Annotated in this window: 16 protein-coding genes; 1 reads left to right on the top strand and 15 read right to left on the bottom strand. The window is 50.3% G+C overall.

Going from position 1 to position 15,650, the window contains the following annotated elements; translation table 11 throughout:
* Position 1: 1 nt before the first annotated feature.
* The 5 genes from OSH01_RS14070 to OSH01_RS14050 form a co-directional block, all read right to left on the bottom strand.
* Complete coding sequence (locus OSH01_RS14070; protein ID WP_266124758.1) at positions 2–1,126, bottom strand: hypothetical protein; 1,125 nt, start codon at positions 1,124–1,126, stop codon at positions 2–4.
* A gap of 36 nt (positions 1,127–1,162) precedes the next feature.
* Complete coding sequence (ampH, locus tag OSH01_RS14065) at positions 1,163–2,308, bottom strand: D-alanyl-D-alanine-carboxypeptidase/endopeptidase AmpH (protein ID WP_266124757.1); 1,146 nt, start codon at positions 2,306–2,308, stop codon at positions 1,163–1,165.
* 223 nt (positions 2,309–2,531) lie between these two features.
* Positions 2,532–3,473, bottom strand: coding sequence for a GAF domain-containing DNA-binding protein (locus tag OSH01_RS14060; protein WP_266124756.1), 942 nt, complete (start codon positions 3,471–3,473; stop codon positions 2,532–2,534).
* 201 nt (positions 3,474–3,674) lie between these two features.
* A complete protein-coding gene (locus OSH01_RS14055; RefSeq protein WP_266124755.1) occupies positions 3,675–4,385 on the bottom strand; it encodes a phosphoribosylaminoimidazolesuccinocarboxamide synthase in 711 nt (236 codons plus the stop codon).
* Positions 4,386–4,606: 221 nt separating this feature from the next.
* Entirely contained in the window at positions 4,607–5,437 is an 831-nt protein-coding gene (locus OSH01_RS14050) for an AadA family aminoglycoside 3''-O-nucleotidyltransferase (protein ID WP_266124754.1), read from the bottom strand.
* Positions 5,438–5,783: 346 nt separating this feature from the next.
* Between OSH01_RS14050 and OSH01_RS14045 the strand changes: the two genes are divergently transcribed.
* On the top strand, positions 5,784–6,641 hold the full coding sequence (locus OSH01_RS14045) for an aminoglycoside phosphotransferase family protein (RefSeq protein ID WP_266124753.1): 858 nt from the start codon (positions 5,784–5,786) through the stop codon (positions 6,639–6,641).
* Between the two features lie 332 nt (positions 6,642–6,973).
* Here OSH01_RS14045 and OSH01_RS14040 read toward each other — a convergent pair whose 3' ends face one another.
* The 10 genes from OSH01_RS14040 to OSH01_RS13995 form a co-directional block, all read right to left on the bottom strand.
* Positions 6,974–9,076 carry an AAA family ATPase gene (locus tag OSH01_RS14040; protein ID WP_266124752.1) on the bottom strand — a complete coding sequence of 701 codons (2,103 nt, stop codon included), beginning with the start codon at positions 9,074–9,076 and terminating at the stop codon, positions 6,974–6,976.
* 119 nt (positions 9,077–9,195) lie between these two features.
* Positions 9,196–9,381 carry a hypothetical protein gene (locus OSH01_RS14035; RefSeq protein WP_266124751.1) on the bottom strand — a complete coding sequence of 62 codons (186 nt, stop codon included), beginning with the start codon at positions 9,379–9,381 and terminating at the stop codon, positions 9,196–9,198.
* Between the two features lie 302 nt (positions 9,382–9,683).
* The gene (locus OSH01_RS14030; protein WP_221078998.1) at positions 9,684–9,908 is read right to left on the bottom strand and encodes a type I toxin-antitoxin system ptaRNA1 family toxin; all 225 of its coding nucleotides are present in this window, start codon (positions 9,906–9,908) and stop codon (positions 9,684–9,686) included.
* A 63-nt stretch (positions 9,909–9,971) separates the two neighbouring features.
* Positions 9,972–10,220: a hypothetical protein gene (locus tag OSH01_RS14025; protein WP_266124750.1), complete on the bottom strand. Its 249-nt coding sequence runs from the start codon at positions 10,218–10,220 to the stop codon at positions 9,972–9,974.
* 4 nt (positions 10,221–10,224) lie between these two features.
* Positions 10,225–11,601 (bottom strand): P-type conjugative transfer protein TrbL, encoded by a 1,377-nt coding sequence (trbL, locus tag OSH01_RS14020; RefSeq protein WP_266124900.1) that lies wholly within the window; start codon positions 11,599–11,601, stop codon positions 10,225–10,227.
* Between the two features lie 17 nt (positions 11,602–11,618).
* A complete protein-coding gene (locus tag OSH01_RS14015) occupies positions 11,619–11,780 on the bottom strand; it encodes a hypothetical protein (RefSeq protein ID WP_266124749.1) in 162 nt (53 codons plus the stop codon).
* 14 nt (positions 11,781–11,794) lie between these two features.
* Positions 11,795–12,586 carry a P-type conjugative transfer protein TrbJ gene (gene trbJ, locus OSH01_RS14010; protein ID WP_266124748.1) on the bottom strand — a complete coding sequence of 264 codons (792 nt, stop codon included), beginning with the start codon at positions 12,584–12,586 and terminating at the stop codon, positions 11,795–11,797.
* A 145-nt stretch (positions 12,587–12,731) separates the two neighbouring features.
* A complete protein-coding gene (locus OSH01_RS14005) occupies positions 12,732–12,914 on the bottom strand; it encodes a FitA-like ribbon-helix-helix domain-containing protein (RefSeq protein ID WP_266124747.1) in 183 nt (60 codons plus the stop codon).
* Between the two features lie 1,037 nt (positions 12,915–13,951).
* Positions 13,952–14,836: a replication protein C, IncQ-type gene (gene repC / locus OSH01_RS14000; RefSeq protein WP_266124746.1), complete on the bottom strand. Its 885-nt coding sequence runs from the start codon at positions 14,834–14,836 to the stop codon at positions 13,952–13,954.
* Positions 14,823–15,650 (bottom strand): helicase RepA family protein, encoded by an 828-nt coding sequence (locus OSH01_RS13995; protein WP_266124745.1) that lies wholly within the window; start codon positions 15,648–15,650, stop codon positions 14,823–14,825. The genes repC and OSH01_RS13995 overlap by 14 nt, the downstream gene beginning before the upstream one ends.

Genomic DNA, 15,650 nt, shown 5'->3' with positions numbered 1-15,650 from the left:
TTTATAACTCCAGTTGATAGGCCAGACGAACAACGCCTTGATTAACGACCAACGCCTGATCACGCTGACGTACCAGTCCGGCCTGTACAATAAAACCCGATTCGGTTACATAGGTAACGGCGCCCGATATACCCCAGTCCCAACCGCCATGAAGACCATAACGCGCCAGTGTCTCGTGTCTATCTGCCACCTTTCGTAGAGCCCCCGTCAACACCCATTGCCAACGATCACGCGACAGAGAAATCGAGCTCACGCCGTGACCGTTTGAAACTGCTAAACCTTGAAAAGCTGTGGCATAGGTGGCTTCGCTGTACCAAGCTGCATTCCAGCGATTGCGCAGTGCCGCCTGATAGCGCACGCGCAACGATACCAAACTGGTGTTCTTACCGAACCCGGGCTGTGCCTCCAAGCGTCCCGCATCTAGCCCTGCTTGTAGGCCTTCTAGGCTGCCCTGCCCGCGGACGTCGTAGGAAAGCACGACAGATTTGAACCGGTCACTAAAGGAGGGGCTGCCTTGCGCCCTTAGCAGGCCACCATCGAAACTCAAGCGTTTTCCTAGGCCACCTCCATCCCGTTTGAACAATACGGCGGCCACTGAGTGTGTAGGGGCTCCAGGGCTGCCGAATGTTCGGCGTGCCCCAAACCCGACTGCTCCGCGGTAATGCACTCCTTCTGTAAAGCCAGAATACACGCCATCGATGAGATGCCAGGCATCTCCGTAACCAACGTCTATTTTTCCACCATATAAAGCGTATCGGTCTGCGGTATAGGCTAGGAAAAGATTATCCATATCTCCCCCTAGATCGGAAAAGGAGTTATTACGCGTTTCATTGCTCGATGAATCAATGCCCGCCTTGGTGCGTATGGATAGCTGCTCGGTTAATTGCACTACAAAGGCACCTTCTATCGAGGGCTGTGTACTCATCCACGACGAGCGAGGAATCTGAGCATAACCGTCACGAACACCCAAGTAGCGTGTATAGCCGGTCATCGCCAGTACGCGACCACTGATCCTCGGAGTGCTTTGTTGCCAGTTCCCCATCTGGCTATAAGGGGTGAGGAATATCTGGGTTTTGAACAGGTCCCCATCCTCCTGCGCACTGACGCTCATAGATAGAGCCACCATCGACAGGCCCAACCCTCTTCTAAGCATCACAACCGCTTACCGTGCCAATTCTGCCGCTAATTCACGCACTCGACTATGAAGGCCGTTAAACATAGCAAAACTCACCCGATTAGCAACCACAAAGATACCTAGATCCCGACTAGGCGAAAGCACCACGTAGGTCATAAAACCACCCAGACCACCACTCTTGCCCAGCAGTAAGGGAGCGCCGTCGCGTGGCAAGCTCACCACCCAACCTAAGCCCATTCCATCGGCATCAGAAACCTCCGTACCCACGACAGACGTCAACCCGTCATAAGGCAGCCACATCTGATGGGCAAGCAAAGTATCACCGCGCTGTTGACGGGCGCCATCAAGGTGCCATTTCATCCAACGCACCATATCCTCACCTGTGGAGTACAAGCCTGCACTGGCGTACATCACCTCGGGGACCATCGCATTTGGATCTGGATTATTAAATGGATCCAAACCCGTCATCAGACGTTTTTTCTGGTCGTCGTTCAACTCATTGCCGGTATCTTTCAAGCCTAGGGGTATCGCTATCTCGTTGGTAAAGACAGTGTTGTAATTACTGCCGCCAGCTTTGGCTAAGGCGTCCCCAAGCAGGCCATAACCCAAGTTGGAATACAGTGTGCTCGTGCCCGGGATATAGGCAGGCTTATTGCTACCCATCCAATGCCAATAATAGGCGCGATCAAAAACAGAGAAGGGGTTGTCTGAAGGAGGAGCATCCGGATTTGGCAATTCGCGGGGAAGCGCTGCAGAGTGTGTAGCCAGATCCAACAAGGTGATGGGCCGGCCATTACTTTGTACACGGGCATTGGTTGGCGCATAGGTAGACAAAGGATCGTTCAAACTCAACTTGCCTTTGGCTGCCAGTGAGGCCAATACATCGCCGGCAAAGACCTTGGATACGGAAGCCAATCGAAAGATAGAACGTTCATTGGGCTCGATACCACTGCCCGGTGCCGTTTCACCATAACCTTGAATGACCATGTCATCACCGCGTACCGCGCCGATCACGATGCCTGGCGCGCCTGAGTCCAGAAACAGCTGCATTCCTGCCATGGTCACCGCTTCAGTCAGCGCTAAGTCGTCAGCCCGGGCAGAGTGGATACCGAGGACACAAGCTACCGTAATGGTAATAGTAGAAGCATGTAATAAAATACGGGTAGCCAGCATACAGGACCTCTTTGATGATATCGACGATAGGAATTAAGCCTGACGATACCAAAACCAAAAAGATCCGCTAGCATAGCGGGATGAATCAACACGCCGGTTGGATGAATTGCCGCCTAGCGCACTTTCAAAGGCTGTCTTGAGCTCAACAGGGCTGAAGCAAAAGCACAAACCTAGCGGGAAACCAACTGAAAATAGGAAGAGGTGTTGAGTGCAGGAATATTGCCTAAATGCCCATACGTTCACGCAACAGCTTGCGATAAGAGCGTGAAACCGGCCAGGTGCGATTCATGTCGCGCATACGAATCAACCAGCGATCCCTATCACTACGATCAACCTCGACCACATGCAAAGCATTAATCACCGCAGTGCGATGAATTCGAAAAAATGTCTTTTGAGGCAATAGCGTGACCCACATCCCTAACGAACGGGAGTCCAGCACCATAGATCCGTTGGCTAGCCAGATCTCCGTATAATTGCCCGCCGAACGCACACCCAAAATAGCTTCCGGCTGAATGCCTTGCACCACGCCCTTCATGCTTAAATACAGCGTAGGGGACTGCCCCTCATACAAGACAGCCCGATGGGCTCCCCGTCCGTTGCCGTACTTGGCATAGCCGATCAACCTGGCACATTGAAACAAGGCGTCAACTTCCGCACTGGCCCACTCGCGATAGCTCACCGTGGTATCAAAACCAATAATGCCGTAGAGCTGGTCATCACAAAAAACCGGCACACTTAAGACGCTTTTGTCTCCTTGCCGAATAAACTCAATCTGGATCGCGCGTGCCGAGCGCGGTAGCTCATGAATATTGTAGATCGCGACGGCTTTTTCTTTAACCATATATCGGTGCAGCCAAGCGATCAGCGTCGTGGGTACTTCCTGCAACTCTTTAACGTAGGGAGTTGTCTTGCCTCGACACCACTCATGGGTATTACGAAACCGCAACAAGTCTGGACGATACTCAATCATCCAAGCCCGGTCTACAGCAGCGGTTTCACCCATGGCAGACAAGATAAGCGAGATGGCCTGATCGACGGGGAAACGCAACAATTTGTCGGCGCAATCGAAAAGCCAGTCGGACGCCCCACGGACAGGCGCCAAAGCCGGATCATGAAAGATTACGTTATTGGCGGGTTGTACTGCAGTGTTGTGCGAGGAACTCATTTGTTTTTCTCCTGCAGTACTCAACATGACGGCAAGACCGTGGACGCGCCCACTCAAATAACTAGCACCACCTTCTACTTGATCTTTTTACAACCTAGGGAAGCTAAGCGTTTTTAAGCTAATTATGCTTATACTTCAATACAAAAAAATAGCGCCTCACACGACGCTATTCAAGTGAAACATGCTTCAGCTTTTAATAACTTAGCCAATTAACGTTTCGTGCACCATGCTGTGCTCTAGTACATTGCCAGCGTCATCCATAACACGCATGGCATCGGCCGAGATTTCGTCAATGACCACGACCTTGCCTTCGACCAGACCGATTTCAATTTTCATATCAATCAGCATTAGGCCCTTGCTGCTCAAATCTGCCTCTACAATACGGCAGACACGACGCGTAATATCCTTCGCTTCTGCTAAGTGGGTTGGACTAACCAAGCCAAGAGCTACGATCGTATCATCGTTAATAAGGGGATCACCGCGTTCGTCATCTTTAACCGTAATTTCTACCAAGTAGTCCAGCGATTGCTGAGGATCGCGAATATATTGCTGGTAACGACGGCTAAAACTGCCCCAAGGCCTAGTACGGCACACGAACTCAAGGCCACCGGCACCGCTAATATCCTTGCCCAACGGCTCAGCACGGCGCACTTCCATTGTGCCCTGCTCAAGGTCAACGTTCACCAAATGAGTACTAATCTGAGCTGCGTGTAAACGCTTAAAGAAATAATCGGTCATAGCCAGAGACTTACGCCCCTTACCCGCTACCTGACCAATAACAGTATTCGCACCTGGGTCAATCACCCCATCTGTTCCCGTTACATCATCCTTGAAAACAAGAAGTATATTTGCGTTCGGCAAAAGGTATAGGTCTTTGGTTTTACCCGAATAAATTTTTTCGCTACTGTCCATTGCTTTACTCGCAGGTGATATCACAATCTTGTTTCTAGACTCAGGTGGCACAAGGGATTTTGCACTGCCACTACACGGTCACGTTAGCTTTTCATTATAAATCGAAAACAGAAGCATTTGACTTCAATCTCTAACAAGCTTGTTCCGCACGCCGTACACCACCCCGTAGCGACCGAATGTTAACCCTGATTAAACAAATAGGCGGCACGCTGGGATAGTTATCACACTAACAGCTTTGCCTGACTCGAGCTGACTAATTTCCGAGTCACACTAGCCCGAATATAGTCTAAAAGTTCTGCCCGCTCTTGTGGATAGGCTGCCACATCGATCGCAACTAGCCCTAAATAGTCATCTCTGGCGGCAGCAACAATATTATGGTGTTGAGACGGCAGACGTTGCAGAGCCCAATTCGCAGCGGCCTCTTTCGAAGCAATATCGCCAGTTACTGCTGTATACCAAATACGCACTAGGGCGAGAATTATGTTTCTTTCATCACCTTCCCAATCTGCCTCTGTCGCCCAGAGTGTTAAGGTTTCCAAGAGTGAATTGTGTAAATCGATAACAGGCACTTCGTCAAAAAAATCTTGTGCTGCAGGTCCGTAAAGAGCAATGCTATGTTGGCGCACCTTCGTCAAGAGAATAGCTAGATCGTTATCGACCATTGCTGGTTCAAAAACACCCGCACTTATTTCTTCACGCAACCATTCTCCGAATTGCATTTGCCGCATAGTCGGGTATTTCCAAGGCACCACATCGTCGTAGAGTAAGACAGTTACTTCAAGCGCCCGATACACCGCATCTGCACCAGGATAAGCCGACACTGACAACAACGTAGACATCACCGCTGCTTTGGTTGATTCTGTTAAAGGGGCATTGATAGTGACCAACAAATCTATATCGCTCAATGGCTTTAACCCGCCATCTACTGCAGAACCAAACAAATGGATGGCACAAATAGATGTACCTAAATGCTGCTCTAGCACCTTCAGCGTCTCATCCACCTGTCCTGAAATATCATCCAAGCTACTTGTATCGAAGGTTAAATAAGACATAGAGTTGTCAGCAAAAAATGGTTAAACCTAAGCATTAGCTGTGCGTGTGAAATCGCAAGCATCGACAACGAAGCCTATGCTTGGGAACGAGGAGCGAAAAAATAGCTAACTCACCTCAAAATCAGTTAAACCTAAGATAAAATCTGCAAGTCATCGGAAGCTCTTTATTACGTGTTTCATTGCAAAAAACAGGATGATTAATTCCGCTATCCGCGGTTTCTTATAAAGAGCTACTGGCTGGAGCAATGGCCCTACAGCGCGCCGCACCATTTTAACATCCCTGGTCGTCAAAGCTATGGCTGATAAGTCCTGTAAGGCAAGGTAACGCTAAAACACCCTGATAGAAATGATGAACTTTGACCTTCATGCAAACCTCAGTGAAATAGCAACCGCTCTCAGGCGTCCGGAAATTCTATCGGCCGTCGTACTCGAAGGCGGACAGAACAATCTCGTGCTCGACACCGGTGAGCTAATCATTCGAGTTCCCAGGCACGATGACGCAAGCCGCGACCTTAAGCGAGAAAAGAAAGTACTAGCGGCGCTTGAAGACCGCCTCCCGCTGCCTATACCAAACATCACCTTGATGATGCTTGCTTCGGACAATGTAATGGCGGTGCACAAAAAATTACCCGGCACGGCTTTGCTCAATCTAGCAAGAGTAAGCGGCCCAGCGCTTCAACAACTAGCAGACAAGCTTGGGGCCTTCCTTCTAGCTTTGCATGCTTTGCCTGTCAACGTACTCGATCCCGCTGACGAGCCAGATGATCCCTTGTCCGAGTGGTCTGAGCTTCTTGCCGAAGTAGACAGCAAGGTCTTGCCACTGCTGCCACGCGACACTGCCATGGAGGTGCGTACCAAGTTCGAGCAGTTTATCGCTAATTACGGCAAACACCTCCCAAAAGCAGTCATCCACGGCGACTTCGGCACGGGAAACATCCTCGTCGATAAAGGCGAGGTCTCGGGCATCATCGACTTCGGCGGTTGCTCAATCGGCGATCCCGCCTACGACCTCGCGAGCCTGGCAGCTGGTTTGGGAGATGATTTTCTCACGATGATGGGAAGCTCTTACCTTGGAATTAATGCGATGCGGGAGCGGATTGGTTTTTACAGAAGCACATTCCCACTACTGGATGTACTTTTCGGTTTGAAGCATGGCGAAGTCAGTGCGTTACATGCAGGGCTTGAGGCCCTGCAACGGGACTAACGCATCCCCAGGCGCCCTAACCGAACGAGTCGTGCACGTCGGTATACATATCTCGCAGATTGATTTCGTGCATAGCGGCCATAAACGTAGAAAAAGAAAAGCGAGCAGTTGACATCCTGACAATAAGCCAGCCGCACCCCAACCTCAAGCGTATCGAGGGCACCCCATCACGACGATATATGCAATTTCGCGATGTTAATTTAGACGAGCGTAAATCCCACTCTATGATGTTTAATCAAGATGACATCAATATTTTCAATAACATACGGAGACAAACAAACCAAATACCATGATTAATACCATGCCAAAAGATACAAAATCCGGTGGCAGATTTAGGACGCCTGAATAACCCTGTCGCATTCCATAACGACATACTCTGGCACATTGTCAAACTTATGAGGATTTAGCTGCATTACATACTCATTCTCAATATGGAATGACTCATTCACGAACTTTTGAAGAATGCTATCCTGTTCATCATTGGCGGAACCGTGCATCTCCTTAAAAATACGGAAAAGCTGGATTTTTTCATACCCTACCGTAGCTTCCATGAAGCGACGCTTCATCTCTGCCTTATCTTTAATCACAGCAAGCACCGCCGTGTAATCAAAAGTTGGAATAAGCTTCTTGATACCTAATTCGGCATCCATAATCTGTTGACCATCCATCTCGATATCCCCCGTATCAGATTTTAGAATTGGAATATCCCTAGCATGCAAAAGGTTAGCCAAATAGTTATATTCCATTCCGAGATCATTGATTATTTCAAAATGCCTTCTCAGATATATGCATTTAATAACCTCATCCTCATTATCTCGAATGTTATCAACACATATCTGTGCAAATGTTTGAATATTTTCCGCTTTAATCTCAACCTCAGAAACCACACCCGCTTTCGACGCTAGAAAATATGCTGTTGGTTTAGGCTGCTGAAACAATTTTTTTACGCCACGTATAACATCTATTGCAGGCTCAATATCATGTGTTAGCATGAGGACAGTTGTGTCGCGAAGGCTGGCCTTACCTCTAAACAACTCATTCAAAATAGCGAATTTTTTAGTCTTATCAAAGCTTGAAACAGGATCATCCAAAACAGCTAACCCAGGCTTCTCTCTCAGCACCTGGTACATGAACAGTATCAGAGCGAAGGCATTCCTTTCTCCATAACTTAAATGCTGCGTTGCCGTCTCAATATGTTCCTCATGATCATGGTGCACAAGCTTCATCTTGTAGGAGTCGGCTTCTGACTTGATAACTACACTGTATTTATAACCGGCTGACTTGAGAAAACCATTGATACCGTCCTGATTTTCGCCGACAGTTCTCTCGATGAGCTTTTTGTGCTTATTGATCTTCCCTTTAAGCTCTCCAACTTTCTCTGCCAACTCCGCAAGCTTGGTATTTACGGGATCAACAACAGTTTTAGTACCCTCCGAATTGAGCCTCTCAAGAAGACTAAGATCAATTCTCAGCTTACCAATTTCGTCCTCAACCTTCTCAACGTCTCGAAGCGAGAAAAACGAGATAGAGCGCAACCCTTCAAGTTTTGCAATCAGCGTTTCAACATCTCCCCTAAGGGCACTCAGGAAGTTGGTTTCCTCCAATGAAAGCTCAACCTTCGACTTTGTAATTTCTTCTAAGCTTTCACGGCAAGCATCATTAAAGTATTTCCCCAATCTTTCGATGATAGTCTGTAATGTACTCAAATGTTCCACAGACTTTGAGTCGTACTCCTTAGCAACAGATTGCGCGATTTCTTTCTTGTCAGTTTCCTGGAAACTAGAAGAACAATACGGGCAATTATCCGACAACTCCAAGAAAGAATTACCTTTAGACTGCCAAGCTATCCACGTCGCTGGTTGCTCACTTCTAATGAACTCTTCAAACGGCTTTAAATGATCTGGAATATTAGCAATCTTATTCCCGAGACCAAATGCTTTGTAGCCCTTACTTGCCTTAGAAAGCGCACCTGTTTTTGTAACTCCAAATGCATCACGAAGTTCTTTCAGGTCCGAGATAGCAGTGCTCAAGTCTTCGTTATCATCGAAAGTTGCTTTGATCCCTTGAAAGAGTACCTCTATCTCTTGCATAGCAGCAAGAAAATCATCCGTTTTTATGAAAATATCAAAACTATTTTTGAGAACTTCATCACGCTGAAATGCAAATTGCGATACATAGGTATCATCAAAAACCAAAACCGAATTTATATCTTCGACTCCTGCGACAGAAGGATCAAACTCTCCTTCAACTGCACGATACTTAAATGGCTTCAATCCTTGAAGTGATCCGTCATTGCTCACAGTTGCCTGAATTGCTTTTGCTATAGAGCTTTTACCCAATCCATTAGGCCCATATTTTATATTGAGTGTTCCCTTGGTGATTTTAATCTCAGCACTTTCAATGCTGTTGCAATTTCTTATCTGAACCGTAAGCACACACGTCTCCCCACGCTAGTTAATTAAATTTATTACTATTAGTATTTATACATCATAAAACTAAATTTAACTTATTGAACGAATCAAGACTTCACCAACAATACCAAAAGTGCTATAGCCTAAAAATCCTCTTGTTTTACTGCCACTCGTTCGCTTCTCTCACCCTTATATCGGGCTATGGCCTCCACCACAGTTTCCCCCTCCCTCAGGCCATACAGTTCATGCGCATTCGTAGTGGAAATAAAAGTGGGCAAGTCGGCGCTTGGACCATCATCATCAAAGAAAGTAGAATCATGCGAGTTCATCGGTTAACTCCAAGCAAAGCATCATTGTTACATACAACAACAGACGGTGAGCATCATGACGAGATACAGAATAAGTGAAAAACCTACAACACCGGCACAAAAAGAACCAGCAATATCAAAGACTCGCTACACGTTAAATAAGCTCCTAGCTGAGGCCGAAACCTTCGGGGATTACCCGCTACCGCCCGAAGAACGGGAATGGGTCGATGCTCCACCAGTAGGCCAAGAATGGCCCAATGATGAGAAGTAGAAAGGCGGCCAGTGGCCGCCTTTCTACATTTGCGCATTTACTCAAAACATCATTAGCCACATGCTTGACGCAGGGCTTTTATAGCCTCCTGAAAATCTGCCCTGGTCGCCCGGCCCGTTTCGGCCTGGTAGTACACCACCATGAAAGCGTTAGCGACAGCTTCGGCCAATGGCCCAAGGCTCCGCGCTTCCGCTTGGTTGATGTACTCCAAGGAAGCCAGAATAGATGCCGCCTGATGCACGACATGCCCAGATTCGATAGTATGTTGTGTTGTCATGATTCACCTCTCTGATAGGTGTTGATTGAAAGTGCCGGGCTGGTTGTGGCCAGCCCGGTGCGCCTACAGGTACAGCCCAGCCGCCTCCGCGAATGCTGACCACTGATTACCGCCAAACTTGGCCTCGGTGCTTACCGGCTTAGTTTCAATCTCTCTCATAAGGTTTGGCCGTGATAAAAATGCGGCTGTTTCTGCCTCTGCATCGACCTCGGTCGATTGATCGCCCAGCGGCGAAACAAATACCTGGCTTACTTCTTCCCTTGGCGTTCCGTCCAAGGCTGCCAGTGCGGCCATATATGTTGATGTTGTCATCGTGCTAACTCCTGACTTCGTCACTATCGGGGCCAGAATCGCCACCCAAGCTATTTCCCTCGAACTGGCCAGATTGGCTTGCTTCTTTCGGCTCCATGCTTTCGCGTATCGAAGCAGCCAATTTTGCGCCGGTGGTCTGGCTCACTCGCTCCTGGAATCCCTGCTTCACTTGAGAGCCAACACCCTTGGCCAATTCGGAGGCCGTGCCTGCGGCCAGCTTCGCGGCCCTGGCAAAACCGCCACCGCTTGAGCTGCTGCCGCTATCACCCAAGCCAGCCGCTTGGGAAAATGGGCTACTACCAGCAGTACCCGCTTCACCGCCGCCACCACTGCTGGCCACAGACCCCATGCTGGGCATATCTCCGCCGGCTCCCATACTTGCTGAGGCTTTCTGGAATGCTGCCTGGATAGCGGATGCGCCGCCCATTGCTCCTGATGCGGCACCCATAGTTGCCTTGGCCGCCAAAGCCGCGCCGCCGGTGGCCATGCCAGCCGCCGCCATACCCGCACCCACAATGGCACCAGCACCGAAAGAACTACCGGTACTCGCAGCCGCACCGCCGCCAGGAATCAAGCCCGCAATAACGTTCGGTATGCTGTTCACCAGGATCACCAGAACAAGCGATACAACAAAAATAACCAGCAGCTCGTCCATTGAGGCTTTATTGGCTAGATCAGCGTGGTAACCATCAATGATGGACACAGCGACACCGACCAGCAGAGTAATAGTCATCAGCTTGAGGGCAATGCCCATTACGCTTCTGAAATAGTTCAAGGCAATATCTGAAGTCCAACGCGCTCCGCCAAAGCCAAGGACAAAAACCCCAGCATAGGCCAACACCCAGGCAGTAATGAGCGCCAGCAACACGTTAGCCGCCACCACCGCCATGCACGCCAGAATGGCCAGAGTAGTCAGGAAAATTGATAGATTGTCGATAGGGCTAGTAACGCTGTAAGACTTCGCCGCTTTCGCCAGAATATCGAAGGCAATATCAATGGGCGTGGACGGTCCCAATGCTCTCGGCAGTCCAGATGCTTCTGCGGCAATAGTTCTCAACGAATTGACAATATCCATAGCGAAGTTGGGGCCGTTGATGAGCAGCCACCAGAAAAAGCCGGTGAATATCGTGAAGCGGACAAACTCCGCAAAGAACTCGCCAATGTCGGCCTTACGCAAGGCCATCATGCCGAACGTCCAGACCATCGAAATTACAACCAGAGTCCAGAACAACCAGGACGCATATTGCGTAATTGTGCCAGCCCAGGTCGAACTAGCCGTTAAGAATCGGTCTGACACTTCATTCAGAACACCACCCTTTTCGATAGCTGCGAAAGCGGATTGAGAAAGCAACACCAACGCCGATCCAAAGCCAAAGCGCATGAGTACAGATTTCATGGCTAGTACTCCTTACTTCTGGAACGGTCAACGGGCGCTTTCAAACCTTTATAAAGCTCATCTGCCGCCCGTTGCTCTTCCGACGTTCGGGTGTTCAAATCTCGATCAGTCGAATCTCCGCAACCAGTGACCAAGGCCGAAGAAAACAAGGCAAGGGCAATCATAATTTTTTCCATGGTTAGTACTCCTTGCTTCTGGAACGGTTCACCGGCTCTTGTAAGCCCTTATAAAGCTGCTCATGCGCAGCCTGCTCTATCGCTTTTCGATCCGCGTCAGCTTGCATCTTGGCCCCTACAGCCGTTTGCTGAGCCATGAGAAGGCTACGAATCTGCAAGAGCTGGTTAGCCTGCTGGCTGGCAAGTTGATTGGCGTAGCCGATGGCCTGTAACTGGCCTTGTGCGCCCTGAGCGGCACCCTGCAACCGTTCCAAGTTACGGGCATCGTTACGCAGGGCTTTCTCTTGGTTTTCCAGCGTCTTGAACAGAGCATCATTGGCCACCTTCTGGCTTTCACTGGCTAGGCGGCGGTTTTCTTCCATCGCTGCCTTTTCGGCCGGCGTGCAGCCACCCGAACCGTTGAAGCACGGCGAGCCACGGTAATAGGCCACGTCCTGGAACTTGCCCAGGTAGCTATCGAGACTGCCAAGCTGGTTCTGGTAGTACGCCAGGGTGTTTTGCGCCGCGATAAGTCGGTCCATTGTGGTTTGCGCCTGATCCCAGATATACGCGGCCGGGGCCATCGTGTTCTGTAGCTGGTTTTCGTACTGCTGCAACTGGGTCTGGTACTGCTCGATCTGCTTGAGCGTCTGCGCAACAGACTCGATGGCAGTCATGATGTTCTGGGTCAGGTTGCCGCCGTCGATGACGGGGATACCGGCCTGAGCAGGGGCGGTAGTGATAGTGGTGATAAAGCCGGTTGCGAGCGCAACGGCTAGAGCGGTTTTTTTAGCCGCTAAAATTTTGGACTTCATGGTCGTACTCCGTCGATGAAAAGAAGGCATTGCCTTGACCAAGCCTGTGCTTGTTCTCGGCAACGTTTCATCGAAGAGCTACGCCACTAGCTGATCGGTATCGCCCTTGGCGCTGAGGCCCGGACTTACAAAACGTAAAACTACTTTATTTTTTATCGCTTTCGGACAAGCCTACTTCCCGGCCAATCTCTTCAAGCTCCAGCGGCTGTACTGCCGCCGCCAGTATTTCGCGTATCTCCGCGTCGGTGCTCCTATCGTTGAGCGCTGCTCGAACTTTCAACGCACGGTGCACCTCGGCGGGCAAATTTCTGATAAGCACATTTGCCATATCAATGCCCTTTTGGTGTACCCAGAAACAATGCTATCAAAGATAGCAAAAATAACAAGTCCTGCAACCCTCATCCTGCAACCGGCGGCAGCCAATCAGCCCCTCAGGGCAGGATTCCCGTTGAGTGCCCCCGGCGCGAATAAGGGACAGTGAAGATAGATAACCGGCTTGCCGGTTAGCTAACTTCACCCATCCTGCCCGCATTTCACCCACTATTGAAAATCTAGCGCATATCGAACGTAAAGCGTTTTATCGTCAAACAAACACCGATTCTTGGCAACATAACCGTAATCGTCACCAAATCGGCCTGCAATCGACATAGTCGCTTCAAAATCGCTGTTCAATCGGCTTTAAATCGGAACCTAAAATGCCATCAATCGACACAAACCATTCGCCCCGATGGGGCGAGTTGGACGCCAAAAAAGAAAGGCATAACCCGCCCCTCAAATGTCAATGAACACAAGAAATTTGCCTCCCCTCCCGTCATACCACTAAGGCGACGTATTGATACTTGAGGGGCAACCTCTCCGGATGTTGACACCTTCACGCAGGTTGCTGATTATGCGCATCCAGCACACATGGCTCATTTCTGCTTGGTAATAATAAGAATAATAATCTTCTTATTATTCTTACCGAACGAATGGGCGCTGCTTAGCCATTTCACGTTTCGAGCCAAGGTTTCAGTACAGATAACTATAAGTGCACACAGCGGCCCTCCAGCGCCGTTAGACGCAGATTCTGCTTCAGCGCATGGGTAAGGGACTCCGGGTTGTTTTCCCCTCTCACAAGGCGTTTTAGCGGCCACTGAAGCCGCCGTCTCTTCTTGGCGTTAAAACATCGGCCTATGGCCGATTGATAAAGCCCGCCAGGGCTTTATTGGCAAGGTCAGAACGCGCCCTCAAGGCGCGAGCTGCACCGCGCATGATGGATTATCTTTAGATAATCATGGATGGATTTCTCAAACTCCCCGCAAAGCCTTACCTCATCTGGATTTTACAGACCGAGACGGGTGGCGTTACGACGGTGAAAGGGTGACGTTACGACGGTAGGCGGGTGGTGTTACGACGGTAAACAGGAGCTGTTGCCGCGCGGCCAGGTCTCTTGATTTCCCATTTTCCCTTGGCGTACTCGTTTACCATCCAACCCACGGCGGCAACTTCGGCCAGAGCCTTACGAGCGGTCTGGCGGCGTGTTTTAAGTGTGTTGAGATTGGTGACTTCATCTGGCCAGACATAGCCGCAAAGCGTGTCCAGTTCCACGCGCCCGGATTTGCCGGGGTCTATCCAGCCGCATAGCCGTTGATGCATCAACCGTGCCGGATCAGTCTGTAGCACCCGCACTTCCGCCATGTCGATACGGGCATATGGACGATGCCCCAGGATTGCTTCGGCAATGCGCGGATTCAGGGCAACCCATAGCCTGCCGTCCGTTTCGTCAAAAGCATGACTCATCAGGTGGAACGCGGCTTGCCGCCGCCCCTTCGTCACAAGGATGGTGACGTTCGACATGCGTAGCAGGCTGGCTTTGAGCGCCTTGATGTTGTCGCCGCTATCCGTCATGCCCGTTTCCGAGAGTAGTTTGGTCAGGCTCTCACGAACCACCAAGCCGTCTTGCTCAATGGCTTCGAAACGAGGTTCAAGGAATAGCCGTAGCTGTCGCCCCGTCTCACTGGTCGGTTCCGGGGTTAGCAAGATGCCGTTCGGACCGCCAAGAGCCACAATGCCTTGCAAAAGACGCATATCATCGGCCCCGAGAGGTTCGAATCCTACGAAGCGCATGAATTCGTCCTCGCCAAAGGTGTAGGTCACGTCCAGCTTGCAGCGCTTGCGATCGCCACGCTTGAGGCTGCGGAACAGGCCAGGTGCCAAACAGTGCGCGGGATCATGTCGGACGTGTGTCAGGTCATGCTTAGGCTTCTTCACGCTGTCTCCTTTTCACCTTGCACTGCCGCTCCAATACAGCAGGCTTCAACACGCCGCCGTCGTGCCGTCTAAACCAGAGTTCTTGAAAAGGTGCGCCATAGTTGGCCTTGCTGACGCCAAAGCGGACAAAATATCCGCGCTGACAATCATCGACCCCCAGTATCTCGGCCTCGCCTCGCGTCATGCCGGATAGGTACGATTGCCAACGGATGTTATCAACCAGTACGGACGATCCACGACTGGCCTGCTGTTGATCGCCCGACCCCATCATGGCTGCACTTTTACTCGCGTGGTGCAGAAACACAATGGAGCAGCCTGTATCAGCGGCTATGGCCTCCATGTGCCCAACAACCTGCGCCATCGGCCCGCTAGCGTTCTCCTCCTCAATGTGGAAGCGCCGCAAAGTGTCCAAGATCATCAAGCGACGGCCTTCAGCGGCTCGATTGAGAGCATCGAACCAGCTAGCAGCCATGATGTTGGGGCATTTACCGATCAAGGGTTCAATGAGCAAACCATCAGCCACGGCTTGCCGTTCTGCTGCGCTGAAGTGTGCCCCAAGGGCGTGCAGACGATGGTGAATAGCGGCCGGTGGATCCTCAGCAGGCAGATAGACCACTTGCCCGGTGGGAAACTCGCCTATTTCAAGTAAATCAGGCCCGCCTGCAATCTGTGCAGCCAATTGAAGGGCCAACATGGATTTACCAGCCCCACCAGGCGATACAAGAGCACCAACAGTGCCTGCAACCATATTAGGCAGAACATAATCAATGGGTGGCGGCAATTCCGTAAAAGCCGCCATAAGATCAAGAGCCAT

Source organism: Alcaligenes endophyticus (assembly GCF_026344035.1).
Taxonomy (GTDB): Bacteria; Pseudomonadota; Gammaproteobacteria; order Burkholderiales; family Burkholderiaceae_B; genus Alcaligenes; species Alcaligenes endophyticus.
Note: the sequence above shows the minus strand (reverse complement) of the source record. Positions and strands in the feature narration are given on the sequence as shown.